A 13,227-nucleotide genomic window follows, 5' to 3' on the forward strand; every position below is an offset into this window, starting at 1 on the left:
CTTGCCAATGGACGGTTGGCAACGCGCATTTGTCCTGCATGGGCGACCCTACAGTGAAACCAGTTTAATGCTGGATTTATTTACTGAAGGAGAGGGCCGCATGCGGGTGCTGGCCAAAGGTGCGCGGGGTCGCCGCTCCAATCTAAAAGGCTGCTTGCAGCCTTTTACGCCATTATTGGTTCGCTGGACCGGGCGTGGTGAAGTTAAAACCTTACGCAGTGCTGAGCCAGTATCACTGGCTCTTCCATTGACTGGCTCTATGTTGTATAGCGGTTTATATGTCAATGAGCTGCTTTCCCGCGTGTTAGAACATCAAACCAATTACTCTGCTTTATTCTTCGATTATCTGCATTGCTTACAGGCTTTGGCAGGCAGTGATGGATCGCCCGAATATGCCCTGCGCCAGTTTGAATTGGCGATATTGGCTCATCTTGGCTATGGTGTGGATTTTCTCCACTGTGCGGGGAGTGGTCAGCCGGTGTCTGAGACCATGACCTACCGCTATCGGGAAGAAAAAGGATTTATCGCCAGCTTGGTGGTTGATCACTATAGCTTTACTGGCCGCCAATTATCGGCTTTGGCTAACCGTGAATTTCCTGATGCCGATACTTTACGTGCAGCCAAGCGCTTCACCCGCATCGCCCTCAAACCCTATTTGGGGGGTAAACCGTTAAAAAGTCGCGAACTGTTTCGTCAGTTTGTGATTAAGCCACCAGCGGATCCAGTGCCGTAGTAGCAATACCTTCATTTTTTAAACTGCCCATCATCAACTTTCCCGTACAGTAACCTATCCGCTGACAGTCTAGTCGGTGTAAACTGCAAGGCACTTATGCGTTTAAGGGCCGGTTTTTGCGTGCTCATTGACCTATTAAAGATGCATCCATATCTGGAGGGCTGTCATGGCTGATTTGTTGTTGGGCGTCAATATCGATCACATTGCGACATTACGAAATGCACGTGGGACCATTTACCCCGACCCTGTTCAGGCCGCGTTTATTGCCGAGCAAGCGGGTGCCGACGGTATTACCGTGCATTTACGTGAAGATCGCCGCCATATCACTGATCGAGATGTACGCATCTTGCGCCAAACTATCCAGACCCGCATGAATCTGGAGATGGCGGTTACCGATGAAATGGTTGATATTGCCTGTGAGTTACAACCGCACTTTTGCTGTCTGGTGCCGGAAAAACGCCAAGAAGTTACCACCGAAGGCGGGCTAGATGTTGCCGGTCAACTCGATAAAATGACCATTGCGGTGAGCCGATTATCTGAGGCCGGCATTCTGGTGTCACTGTTTATCGATCCCGATATGCGCCAGATTGATGCAGCCGTTACTGTGGGTGCCCCTTATATTGAAATCCACACCGGCGCGTACGCAGATGCCACCACCGATTTGGTGCGTCAAGCTGAATTAGTGCGTATCACCAAAGCTGCGACCTATGCCGCAGGCAAAGGGTTGAAAGTGAATGCCGGTCATGGCCTGACCTATCACAATGTGCAACCGATCGCAGCCTTACCAGAGATTCATGAGCTGAATATCGGCCATGCAATTATTGGTCAGGCAGTAATGACGGGCCTTGCGGCTGCCGTTACTGAGATGAAAGTATTAATGCGGGAAGCGCGTCGTTAATGGCGATTTTGGGGTTAGGCACTGATATTGTTGAAATTTCAAGGATTGAAGCGGTGGTGGAGCGCAGTGGCGAAAAACTGGCGCGGCGTATCCTTAGCCCATCGGAATGGCAGCACTATCAGCAGCATCAGCAGCCAATTCGTTTTCTGGCAAAACGCTTTGCCGTTAAAGAGGCCGCGGCCAAGGCATTTGGTACTGGTATTCGTAATGGCTTGGCATTTAATCAGTTTGAAGTTGTTAACGATGCACTGGGTAAGCCGACGCTGCGTTTACATCAGCGCGCGGCAGAATTGGCCGCTGAGCTGGGTGTCAAATCCTTACATGTAACGTTGGCCGATGAACGACGTTATGCCTGCGCAACCGTAATTATTGAAAGCTAGGCCCGTTTTAGCCGCGAATAGTGGTGAAAGAGAGCAGGGGCGTGCATGCGAATGCCGCCCTTTTTGTTATGCGCGAATATATTGTTGGTATTAAAAACGAGTCTTGCTGCGGGGATTACAAACGTTCGGCGTGATGCAGTTGGACAAACTTATCCCACAATTGTTCGTTACTCTCAACCCAGGCAGGATCGATAGCAATCGTATTATCGATAGGACAGACCAACTGGCAGGTTGGTGTTTCGTAATGACCGACACATTCCGTACAGCGCATCGGATCAATCTGATAGATCTCTGCACCCATGGAAATTGCCTCATTAGGGCATTCCGGCTCGCACATGTCGCAATTAATACATTTACGAGTGATCAACAGGGCCATGCTTTCTCTTACCTTAGGTCGGGTATTCTCAACTGCGGGGGATTATACCCCTCTGGTATCCTTAGACCAGTTTTTTTACCAGTGCCGCACTGTGCTTAATACTCGCCTGCGCTCTTTCCAAGTCTTGTTGGATCATCGCCATAAATAATAGATCAGTCAGAGCATATTGCGCGGTGCTAGAGGAGATCGCGGCACTGCGAATCGCGGGTTCTTCCGAAATGGTATATAAGCAATGATCGGCACGTTGCTGCAAACTGTTGGGGGAAAAACTGGTCAATGCCAGCACTTTGGCACCACAACGCTGTGCCTCTTCAGCCGCCAGATTTATCTCACGGCGTTCGCCGCTAAATGAGATAGCCAGCAGTAAATCCCGTGCATCCAATGCTTGTACGGCGGCCAGTTGTGCATGCATATCGGTTTCGGAGACCGCCATAATGCCTATTTTCAGTAACTTATAAGCCAGATCTTTTGCCACCAGCCCCGAAGCACCTATACCGGTTAGAATAATCCGTCGTGCCGACAATAACATCTCTAATGCTTGCGTAAGTCGTTCTTCACTATTGATATCCAAGGTAGCCCGTAGTGCTGCGGCTTTCTCGCTCAGGAGTTTTTCCCCAACGATTTTTAAACTGTCAGTGCTCAAGATCTGATTATGCAGTGTCACTGCCTGTGCAGGGGCCGCGACAATTTCACTCAGGGCTAGTTTTAGCGCCGGGAAGCCTTTATAGCCTAATTTTTGGGCAAATTTAACCACTGCAGATTGGCTAACCCCGGTTTGCAGCGCCAACTTTTGCGAACTAAGATGACGTGCCTGCTCAGGATTGGTTAGCAGAAAATCGGCTAACTTACGGTCATTTTGTGCCAGCGTTGGATAAAGCTGACGAATGCGAAGAAGACTACTCATAAATCAGTTCCTGAATGCGGGAGAACTTAATAATACCCGGAAAGACTCAAGATAAAGGGCAAGTGATGGAGCATAGCACCCTTTTTTGCTGATCATTCGATGAATGGCGCAAGAAAATAGTCGCTTTATAGAATATAATATTCAATTATATATTTAATTTTACGAATTAAATATTCAAAGAGGAATATGTCATGAATCTAGGATCATTGATTTCAGAAAGTCGTAATCCGGCCACTATGGAGCTGGATAAGTTCTCTACGCTCGAAATGTTGACCTGCTTTAATGATGAAGATCGCAAAGTGCCGGAGGCCATTCGTTTGGTGTTACCGGCTATCGCTCAAGCGGTAGATTTAGCCGCGGAGTCCTTAAAGCAAGGTGGTCGGCTCATTTATCTGGGGGCCGGTACCAGTGGTCGGCTCGGCGTGCTGGATGCTTCCGAATGCCCACCGACCTTTGGTGTGCCTCATGGCAGGGTGATTGGTCTAATTGCCGGTGGCCCGGGTGCTTTATTCAAAGCGGTGGAAGGTGCTGAGGATGATATCGCGCTCGGTGTGCGGGATCTGCAAGATTTAAAGCTGATGGCAACTGATATGGTGGTCGGGCTGGCAGCTTCTGGTCGCACGCCTTATGTCATCGGTGCGCTACGCTATGCCCGCCAACTTGGGTGCCCAACGGCGGCTATTTCTTGTAACCCAGACTCTCCTATCGCGCAAGAAGCTCAGGTTGCGATTTCACCGGTAGTAGGGCCGGAAGCCCTCACTGGCTCTACGCGTATGAAGTCGGGTACTGCACAAAAGTTGGTGCTGAATATGTTATCCACTGGGGCGATGGTGAAACTGGGTAAGGTTTATCAAAATCTGATGGTAGATGTGAAAGCGACCAACGTGAAGTTGGTTGATCGCGCTTGTCGTATTGTGGTTGAAGCCACCGGGGCCAGCCGTGCAGAGGCTGAAGATGCCTTATCACAAACCGAGTTTGACGTAAAACCAGCCATTTTGATGATTCTGAAAGGCGTGAGTGCCGAGCAGGCTCGCCAGGATCTACAGCAACATAATGGCTATTTGCGTGCAGCATTGTAAGACTCACACTCAGGGGATTAGCACTCGTTGATAATTGGCCTCGATGCCGCAGGCAAAGTGATGTTGTATTTAGTCGCGATGATTGTCACCATACTTGCAGGTTTCATATTTAACTGGTTTATGGGATTCAATGATCCTGAGGAGTAACGTTTGAGCGCAGAGCAGGCCACATCGACCTTTGAGCAAACTGACAGTAACCGCGAGGGGACGGCCGAGGCATTATCAGAAAACGCCAAACGCATTGTCTTCTTTGATCTGGATGGCACGTTACATCAACAGGACATGTTTGGCAGTTTTTTGCGTTTTTTGTTGCGACATTTGCCGCTAAATCTGTTGCTGGTGGTCCCATTACTGCCGGTGATTGGGTTGGGATTGCTGCAGGGCGGTCGTTGCGCTCGTTGGCCAATGAGCCTGTTACTGTGGGCGATAACCTTCGGTCGGCGCGAAGCGCATTTGAAAGATTTAGAATTACGTTTTGTGAATGATTTTCGCCAAAAAGTTACCGAATTTCCCGTGGTCGTGATGCGTTTGCGCCAATATTTGGAGAGCCATGACGCACAGGTATGGTTGATAACTGGCTCGCCGCAACGGCTGGTGGAGCAGGTTTATCATGATTCGGCGTTTATTCACCGTTTGCGGTTGGTCGGTAGCCGCATGGCGCGGCGTAATGGCGGCTGGGTGCTACCTCTGCGCTGTTTGGGGCCAGAGAAAGTGGTGCAACTGGAACAGCGTTTGGGATCGCCGCTGAAACTTTATAGCGGATACTCGGACAGCAAGCAGGATAACCCACTATTGTATTTTTGCGAGCATCGCTGGCGGGTCAGTAAAAGCGGCGAATTACAGCAATTAGAATAAACGCCCATTGCAGTCATTCGCCATTTTAAGTGGTTTTGGCTCTAGTGTGTGACGTCATTATCATGGTGGCCGAGCCGCCATATTCGTTCGGCATGCCGACCCAGTAACCACAAGCTAATGCCGAGCAGCAGGAAGAAGATAGTTTTCGGCATCGCATCCCAGAAGAACTCAAAGAAACGGGTATACAAGTTGATGGCCAAAAATGTCAGGCCGAAGCCGCGCAACATGGCATCATCTCGTTTTAGTCCCAGCCAAATAGCGACGCTGGCGGCAATGGCAAACAATAGACTCCAATGCAGCAACTCTATCTGGCGCACTTGATACCAATAGTCCAGGTCACCGTAATTGCCAAAAATAGACAATAACCACAGGGCAATAAACAGATAAAGCAGCCCCATCGCCTGTGACACCCGATCTAGCCGACGTTGTGCCAACTGCGGTTGCAACACCAGTGCCGCTGCACAAAGTAGCAGGCCAAAAGCAATAAAGCGTATCGGGTAGCTCATTCCCAGCCAGTAGGCACCCCAACCGGACAAATAGCCAGTTTCTGCCCCAAACGCATTACCCAGTGACAGCAAGGCAAATAGCCATACTAATGGCGCACGACCAAACCAGCCCACCACACCATAGATGACGGTACCCAACAGCAGTAATACTGAGATGCGGCCACTACCATTATCCAACCACTCACCGAGTTGGCCGATGGCGGCTGCGGTGAATATTACGCCGAGAAAGAGTACGGCTTCATTACTGTAGATCTTACTGGGATCTCGCCGGCGGCGGTTAAAGCCCCAGCCGTAAAATACGGCGGCCAATATCGCCGTGACCACCACCCGTACCGGGGGATCAAAGCGGAAAAACTGGCTTATCCAGTTGAGTAAGAAAGTATCAGCCATCAGGCTGCCAATGGCGATAACCAACGAAGCCAGTGCGGCAAGAAAGGCGTAACCGGCTAATCTGCGCCAGTCAAACGGTTGAACATCGATATTCTGTAACAAACGTTGATGCTCTTCCTCAGGGATAACGCCTTCACTGGCCCATCCATTCAGGGTTTTACGTACTACCGCGGCATTTTTCTTGCTGAGCTTCATGTAGCTGGCTTCCATATGCTGATAATTTATATCAGGAATGATTTATATCCTGCCGGAACATTAACCGATCATTATGGACTGAGCTACTTTATATTGGAGATAGTGGGTATAGCGGTTGTCGCTGGCTGTGTATAATGCACGCCGCCAAAGTACCAGAGAGGTTAATGTGTCTGCTGATAAAAGTTTGTTTTCTGAATTTGATTTACCTGTTGAATACAGTGATGAGTACTGGATGCTACGGGCGTTGACGCTGGCTCTGCGGGCACAAGAAGAGGGAGAAGTCCCGGTTGGCGCGGTGTTAGTGCTGGGCAACCAGGTGATTGGCGAAGGGTGGAATAAGTCTATTCGCGATAACGACCCTACCGCTCATGCAGAAATCATGGCGCTACGGCAAGGCGGGCAGGTGGTGCAGAACTATCGTCTGCTGGAAGCCACGCTATATGTGACGCTGGAGCCATGCGTAATGTGTGCCGGAGCCATGATACACAGCCGGATCCGTCGCTTGGTCTATGGGGCCAATGATTTAAAAACCGGTGCTGCCGGTTCGCTGGTGGATATCTTGCGCCATCCGGGGATGAATCATCAAATAGAGGTCAGTGCCGGGGTACTGGCAGAGACGTGTTCCCACCAATTAAGTGCTTTTTTCCGCCTACGACGTGAGCAGCAAAAGGCGTTGAAACTCGCGCGGCAGCCATGATTCGGCCCATCCGTGGGCCTTGCGTCTAGGAGGCCACTGCTGGCAGCATATTGAAATCTATTGGTTAGTTACGTGTTTTCGCATCATGTTAGTTATTGATTGACCAGCCTGGGCCGACAACCGGATAAGCTTTACCCAGCTCAGCTTCGATAGCGGCATGTTGGGCTGCTTTTTTCTCTCTTTCCTGCAAATATCCCACCAGACTGACCTGATAACGACGGATGTTTTCCACATAGTTATAAGCCTCATGGCCACGGGCGTAGCCATAAGTGGTACTTGGGTAGTAGCGCTTTTGACTCAACATCGGTAGGCGCATTTTTACATCAACCCAACTGTCTGGATTACCATTCTGATTTTTAGTCAGGCGGCGAGCATCCAGCATGTGGCCATAACCCAGATTATAGGCGGCCAGCGCAAACCAGATACGCTCATCTTCTGGAATGGTCTCCGGCACTTTTTGCATTAACCGCTGCAAGTAAATGGAACCGCCTTTAATGCTTTCCTCAGGATCAACCCGGTCTTTAACCCCTAAACCATTTGCTGTGGCGCGGGTTAGCATCATTAACCCCCGCACGCCAGTCGGTGAGGTGGCTTGTGGGTTCCAATGGGATTCCTGATAAGCAATCGCCGCCAGCAGTTTCCAGTCAATTTCCCCGGCATGTTTTTCAAACAAGGATTGGAAAGAGGGCAACACACTGTCGATGGCTGACAGGAAGGTTTTGGTATCGACATAATCAAAGCTACCGACATGGCCGAGATATTTTTCCTCCAGCCGCGCCAGACTACCGTCTTCAACCATCTGGCTGTAGAAATCGAGCATGGCGGCATACAGGCTATCATCGTCCCCTTTCTGGAAATACCAAGTTACTGGCTCTTCATCCGTAACATCAAAGGCAACCGCTAATTGCGGATGGATGCGTTGCAGTAGGGCAATTGTCACCGAATCACCCAGGGTATAGTCAAGTTTGCCGTCCGCGACCTGTTCCAGTAACTCTTTGCCAGAACGATCAACGGATGATCCCCAGTTAAGATCGGGATATTTGCTCTGCTTAAGTTGTTTGAGGGTGGTCATATGGGCCGATCCAGAGGCGACAATCAATTGACCCTTTAGATCACTGAATGATTTTGGTCGTGGTTTACCCAATCGGTATACTAACTGTTGCGAGACTGAATAATAGGCAGGGCCGGTACGCGCCCGATTAAGACGCTCACGGTTATAAATTAGCCCGGCAGCCAGCATGTCTGCATCATCGTTATCAAGTGCATCAAACAAGTCATCAATATTATGATGAGGGGTAATGACGAGCTTAACCCCCAGATAGTCCGCAAAACGGTTGGCCAGTTCATAGTCAAGACCGGAAGGGCCATCCTTTCCGGTAAAGTAGATAAGTGGTGAGCTAATCGTGCTAACACGTAGCTCGCCACGGGCTTTTATACGGTCTAGTTGTCCTTCTTGACTACTGCGCCAGGGAATATTGGGCCACAGCGCGAGGGCCAGAAGTAAGGCAACTACACCGATAACAAAGTAATTTAATTTTATGCGCGTCAAATAGTTATCTCTCGGCAGCGCTCTTTATGTGTGTGTTGTGAAGTAAGAATCGACATGGTTAAAACCCCAGTGGAGTGGCATTTTGCGCAACAAATCGTCAGTGTGCAACTTTATTGCGAGCTTATTTATTCAGTATTGGTGTTCTCTAGATAACGACAATTTCTGACTCAATTATTAATAATAGCTACGCAAACGGTTTCGTCGGAGGCGTAGATTCACTATAATGCCCGCGTTTTCCCCTGTTTTGCGCCAATAAATGCTGCGCCCAATGAAGTGCTGTTCCAGTCGCTTCGAAGAGAGAGAAACTTAGATTATGGAAATACTGCGTGGTTCGCCCGCTTTGTCGGCTTTTCGTATTACCAAACTGCTGTCCCGTTGCCTGGATGCTCACCTTTTGGTGAGTGATATCTACGCCGAATATGTTCACTTTGCCGATGTTAGCGCTCCGTTAAGTGCTGATGAACACGCCAGGCTCCAACGGCTGCTTAAGTATGGACCCTCTCTCCCTGAACATGCGCCAGAAGGGCGTTTGTTACTGGTTACGCCAAGGCCGGGGACCATTTCTCCGTGGTCTTCCAAAGCGACGGATATTGCGCACAACTGTGCGTTGCCACAGGTTCTGCGTCTGGAACGTGGCCTGGCTTTCTATATTCAAGGCCCAGACCTGAATGAAAGCCAATGGCAGCAATTGTCGGCGCTGCTGCATGACCGCATGATGGAAACGGTATTCACCGATTTGCAGCAAGCAGAGCAGTTATTCTCTCATCATCAACCCGCCCCAGTACAACGGGTGGATATCTTAGCGCAAGGCCGCAGTGCACTGGAACTGGCTAATATTAAGCTGGGCCTGGCTCTTGCTCCAGATGAAATTGACTATTTGCTGGCCGCCTTTACCGGTCTGGGGCGTAACCCGACGGATATTGAGCTGTATATGTTTGCTCAGGCAAACTCTGAGCATTGTCGGCATAAAATCTTTAATGCAGATTGGATAATTGACGGTGTTTCTCAGCCTAAGACACTGTTTAAAATGATCAAAAATACCTTTGAACACACGCCGGATTACGTGTTGTCAGCCTATAAAGACAATGCGGCGGTGATGGAAGGTTCTCAGGTCGGGCGCTTCTTTGCTGCACCTGATAATGGCGTTTATGATTACCATCAGGAAGCGGCGCATATCCTGATGAAAGTAGAAACTCATAACCATCCGACGGCAATTTCACCCTGGCCGGGTGCTGCTACCGGGTCTGGTGGCGAAATCCGTGATGAAGGTGCTACCGGGCGTGGTGCTAAACCTAAAGCCGGTTTGGTGGGTTTCTCTGTTTCTAACCTGCGTATTCCCGGTTTTGAACAACCGTGGGAAGAGAATTTCGGTAAGCCGGATCGTATTGTGACTGCGCTGGATATCATGACCGAAGGTCCACTGGGCGGCGCGGCCTTTAACAACGAATTTGGCCGTCCGGCGCTGCTGGGCTACTTCCGTACTTATGAAGAGCGCGTCAACAGTCATAACGGCACTGAGTTACGTGGCTACCACAAGCCGATCATGCTGGCCGGTGGCATCGGTAATATTCGGGCCGACCATGTACAAAAAGGCGAGATAACAGTCGGTGCCAAGCTGGTGGTGCTCGGCGGCCCGTCGATGAATATCGGTCTGGGTGGCGGCGCGGCCTCTTCCATGGCATCGGGTCAGTCAGATGCGGATCTGGATTTTGCTTCGGTACAACGTGATAACCCGGAAATGGAACGCCGCTGTCAGGAAGTGATTGACCGTTGCTGGCAGTTAGGTGACCACAACCCGATTCTATTTATTCATGACGTCGGTGCGGGTGGGCTGTCTAATGCCATGCCAGAACTGGTCAGTGATGGTGGTCGTGGCGGCCGTTTTGAGCTGCGTGACATCCTCAATGATGAGCCGGGCATGAGCCCGCTGGAAGTGTGGTGTAACGAGTCTCAGGAGCGTTATGTTCTGGCTGTTGCCCCCGCGCAGATGGCTCAGTTTGATGAAATTTGTCGCCGTGAACGTGCGCCCTATGCCGTTATAGGTGAAGCCACTGAAGAAAAACATCTGACACTGAATGACCGCCACTTCGATAATCAGCCAATTGACATGCCTTTGGATGTCTTGCTGGGTAAAACGCCGAAGATGCTGCGTGATGTCACCCGCCTTCAGGCACAGGGTGATGCATTGCAACGTGCTGAGATAAGCATCGCTGATGCGGTCAAACGGGTGATGCATTTACCGGCAGTGGCAGAGAAAACCTTCTTGATTACCATCGGTGACCGTAGTGTGACCGGCATGGTGACACGTGATCAAATGGTTGGCCCGTGGCAGATTCCGGTGGCCGACTGTGCGGTTACCAGTGCCAGTCTGGACAGCTACTATGGTGAAGCGATGTCATTGGGTGAACGTGCGCCAGTGGCATTGCTAGACTTTGCCGCCTCAGCCCGTCTGGCGGTAGGCGAAGCACTGACCAATATCGCGGCCACTCAGATTGGTGAGCTAAAGCGCATTAAACTGTCAGCTAACTGGATGTCAGCAGCCGGTCATCCGGGTGAAGATGCCGGTTTGTACGAGGCGGTGCGTGCGGTGGGCGAAGAGCTATGTCCTGCGCTGGAGATTACCATCCCGGTGGGCAAAGACTCCATGTCGATGAAAACCCGCTGGCAGGAAGGTGATGAGCAGCGCGAAATGATCTCACCGCTCTCTCTGGTCATTACTGCTTTCGCCCGTATCGAAGATGTTCGCCATACGGTGACACCACAGTTACGCACTGATAAAGGCGATAACTCGCTGTTACTGATTGATTTAGGTGCTGGCCACAATGCCCTGGGTGCAACCGCCCTGACGCAAGTCTACCGTCAGTTAGGTGATAAACCTGCTGATGTGCGCGATGTACAGCAACTGGCAGGTTTCTTTAATGCGATGCAGTGCTTAGTGGCCTCTCAGGCATTACTGGCCTATCACGATCGCTCTGACGGCGGCTTACTGGTGACACTGGCTGAAATGGCCTTTGCCGGTCACTGTGGGGTGCAGGTTGATATTCACACCTTGGGTGATGACGCGCTGGCGGCGCTGTTTAATGAAGAGCTGGGAGCAGTGATTCAGGTACGTGCTGAACAGCGTGCTGAGGTGGAAAAAATTCTGGCAGACCACGGTCTGGCAAACTGTGTTCACTATCTGGGCCGTGCTGTTGAGGGGGATAGCTTCGATATTCGCAGTGGCACTGAGGTGGTATACCGCGAGAAACGCAGTACTCTGCGCTTGTGGTGGGCAGAAACTACCTGGCAAATGCAGCGGCTGCGCGATAACCCTGATTGTGCTGATCAAGAGCATCAAGCTAAACAGGTTGAAACTGATCCGGGCCTGAATGTCCAACTGACCTTTGATCCCGCAGAAGATATTGCCGCACCTTATATCATCAAGCAGGTTCGGCCAAAAGTGGCCGTATTGCGTGAGCAGGGGGTTAACTCCCACGTAGAAATGGCTGCCGCCTTCCATCGTGCCGGGTTTGATGCAATCGATGTACATATGAGTGACCTGCTGGCCGGCCGAACTGATTTGCAATCATTCCAGACCTTAGTGGCCTGTGGTGGTTTCTCTTACGGTGATGTGCTGGGGGCGGGTGAAGGTTGGGCAAAATCGATACTGTTTAACAACCGGGTTCGTGATGAGTTTGAAGCCTTCTTCCATCGCCCAGAAACATTGGCCTTGGGGGTCTGCAACGGTTGTCAGATGATGTCTAATCTGCGTGAGCTTATTCCAGGGGCTGAACATTGGCCACGCTTTGTCCGCAACCTGTCTGATCGCTTTGAAGCACGCTTCAGTTTGGTTGAAGTGGCCAATAGTCCATCACTGTTTATGCAAGAGATGGCCGGATCTCGCCTGCCAATTGCTGTTTCTCACGGTGAAGGGCGAGTCGAAGTGCGTGATGCGGCCCATCTGGCGCTGCTTGAGCAGAACAATCTGGTGGCATTGCGCTTTGTGAATAATCAGGGTGAGGTGACCGAGGTTTATCCGGCTAACCCGAATGGCTCAGCTCACGGGATTACTGCGGTGACGAGTGCCAATGGGCGAGCAACAGTAATGATGCCGCACCCAGAGCGGGTCTTCCGCACTGTCAGTAACTCATGGCATCCAGAAGAGTGGGGCGAAGATAGCCCATGGATGCGTATGTTCCGTAATGCGCGTAAGCAATTAGGTTAAGTGAATCAGCTTTGATTGTGATAACAGGGGCATCAGTTGATGCCCCTTTTTTACGCATGCTGATAAGGGCTTAAGATATATTCATTTATCTTTAATAAATTGAGTCATACCCCGTGGTCTGATTCGCTAATGTCATATGAAAGGTTTTGCTAGAAATCTGGTGGTCGGTTGCCAATCCTGTAACGACTAATCGATAGTTCCCAGGTGGCAAGTTCACTAAAAACAAGGTCATATTTTTAGAGCGATTATCAATAAGTGTCGCTGTCTGTGTTTTCTTTTGCTGCATTTTGGCAATTTCTTGTCGGTACCTGAGTCAAGTAATCAACGTTACTCATATTTGTGAGTTATCAAACCTCATAATTTATAAAGTAATAATGATTTAAACAGCATGCCTCCAAAGGGAAGAGTAACGGGCGGTCAAAAGATGCACGGATAATTAAATGCCACTATATTTTTTAACT

The 13,227-nt window shown here is 50.2% G+C and carries 11 protein-coding genes and 1 pseudogene; 8 read left to right on the top strand and 4 right to left on the bottom strand.

Annotated elements, in window-relative coordinates; translation table 11 throughout:
• Positions 1 to 7: 7 nt before the first annotated feature.
• From recO to acpS, 3 genes are all read left to right on the top strand, one after another.
• Positions 8 to 733, top strand: a complete 726-nt coding sequence (gene recO, locus V2A84_RS01965) for a DNA repair protein RecO (RefSeq protein WP_083163139.1) — start codon at positions 8 to 10, stop codon at positions 731 to 733.
• 166 nt (positions 734 to 899) lie between these two features.
• Positions 900 to 1,631, top strand: coding sequence for a pyridoxine 5'-phosphate synthase (gene pdxJ, locus V2A84_RS01970; protein ID WP_083163141.1), 732 nt, complete (start codon positions 900 to 902; stop codon positions 1,629 to 1,631).
• The gene (gene acpS / locus V2A84_RS01975) at positions 1,631 to 2,011 is read left to right on the top strand and encodes a holo-ACP synthase (protein ID WP_083163143.1); all 381 of its coding nucleotides are present in this window, start codon (positions 1,631 to 1,633) and stop codon (positions 2,009 to 2,011) included. Before pdxJ ends, acpS begins: the two co-directional genes overlap by 1 nt.
• 115 nt (positions 2,012 to 2,126) lie before the next feature.
• Here the strand turns inward: acpS and V2A84_RS01980 are convergent, their stop codons facing one another.
• Positions 2,127 to 2,387 carry a YfhL family 4Fe-4S dicluster ferredoxin gene (locus V2A84_RS01980; protein ID WP_032906988.1) on the bottom strand — a complete coding sequence of 87 codons (261 nt, stop codon included), beginning with the start codon at positions 2,385 to 2,387 and terminating at the stop codon, positions 2,127 to 2,129.
• A gap of 61 nt (positions 2,388 to 2,448) precedes the next feature.
• Positions 2,449 to 3,291 (bottom strand): MurR/RpiR family transcriptional regulator, encoded by an 843-nt coding sequence (locus V2A84_RS01985; protein WP_083163145.1) that lies wholly within the window; start codon positions 3,289 to 3,291, stop codon positions 2,449 to 2,451.
• Between the two features lie 191 nt (positions 3,292 to 3,482).
• On the opposite strand from V2A84_RS01985, the gene murQ reads away from it, so the two are divergent.
• The 3 genes and pseudogenes from murQ to yfhb all read left to right on the top strand — a co-directional run bounded on the left by murQ (position 3,483) and on the right by yfhb (position 5,225).
• On the top strand, positions 3,483 to 4,370 hold the full coding sequence (murQ, locus tag V2A84_RS01990) for an N-acetylmuramic acid 6-phosphate etherase (RefSeq protein ID WP_442848558.1): 888 nt from the start codon (positions 3,483 to 3,485) through the stop codon (positions 4,368 to 4,370).
• A gap of 51 nt (positions 4,371 to 4,421) precedes the next feature.
• Positions 4,422 to 4,517, top strand: a pseudogene (locus V2A84_RS01995) (PTS transporter subunit EIIC); the annotation flags it as partial.
• A gap of 3 nt (positions 4,518 to 4,520) precedes the next feature.
• Complete coding sequence (gene yfhb / locus V2A84_RS02000; RefSeq protein ID WP_193784796.1) at positions 4,521 to 5,225, top strand: phosphatidylglycerophosphatase C; 705 nt, start codon at positions 4,521 to 4,523, stop codon at positions 5,223 to 5,225.
• Positions 5,226 to 5,266: 41 nt separating this feature from the next.
• Here the strand turns inward: yfhb and V2A84_RS02005 are convergent, their stop codons facing one another.
• Positions 5,267 to 6,316 carry a DUF2157 domain-containing protein gene (locus V2A84_RS02005; RefSeq protein WP_083164126.1) on the bottom strand — a complete coding sequence of 350 codons (1,050 nt, stop codon included), beginning with the start codon at positions 6,314 to 6,316 and terminating at the stop codon, positions 5,267 to 5,269.
• A gap of 127 nt (positions 6,317 to 6,443) precedes the next feature.
• On the opposite strand from V2A84_RS02005, the gene tadA reads away from it, so the two are divergent.
• The gene (gene tadA / locus V2A84_RS02010; RefSeq protein WP_102970581.1) at positions 6,444 to 7,013 is read left to right on the top strand and encodes a tRNA adenosine(34) deaminase TadA; all 570 of its coding nucleotides are present in this window, start codon (positions 6,444 to 6,446) and stop codon (positions 7,011 to 7,013) included.
• An 88-nt stretch (positions 7,014 to 7,101) separates the two neighbouring features.
• On the opposite strand, the gene mltF is transcribed toward tadA, so the two are convergent.
• Positions 7,102 to 8,562 carry a membrane-bound lytic murein transglycosylase MltF gene (gene mltF / locus V2A84_RS02015; protein WP_083163148.1) on the bottom strand — a complete coding sequence of 487 codons (1,461 nt, stop codon included), beginning with the start codon at positions 8,560 to 8,562 and terminating at the stop codon, positions 7,102 to 7,104.
• Between the two features lie 313 nt (positions 8,563 to 8,875).
• Between mltF and purL the strand changes: the two genes are divergently transcribed.
• Positions 8,876 to 12,766, top strand: coding sequence for a phosphoribosylformylglycinamidine synthase (gene purL / locus V2A84_RS02020; RefSeq protein WP_442848559.1), 3,891 nt, complete (start codon positions 8,876 to 8,878; stop codon positions 12,764 to 12,766).
• The last annotated feature ends 461 nt before the right edge of the window (positions 12,767 to 13,227 follow it).

Source organism: Yersinia sp. 2553 StPb PI (assembly GCF_052217105.1).
GTDB classification, from domain to species: domain Bacteria; phylum Pseudomonadota; class Gammaproteobacteria; order Enterobacterales; family Enterobacteriaceae; genus Yersinia; species Yersinia enterocolitica_E.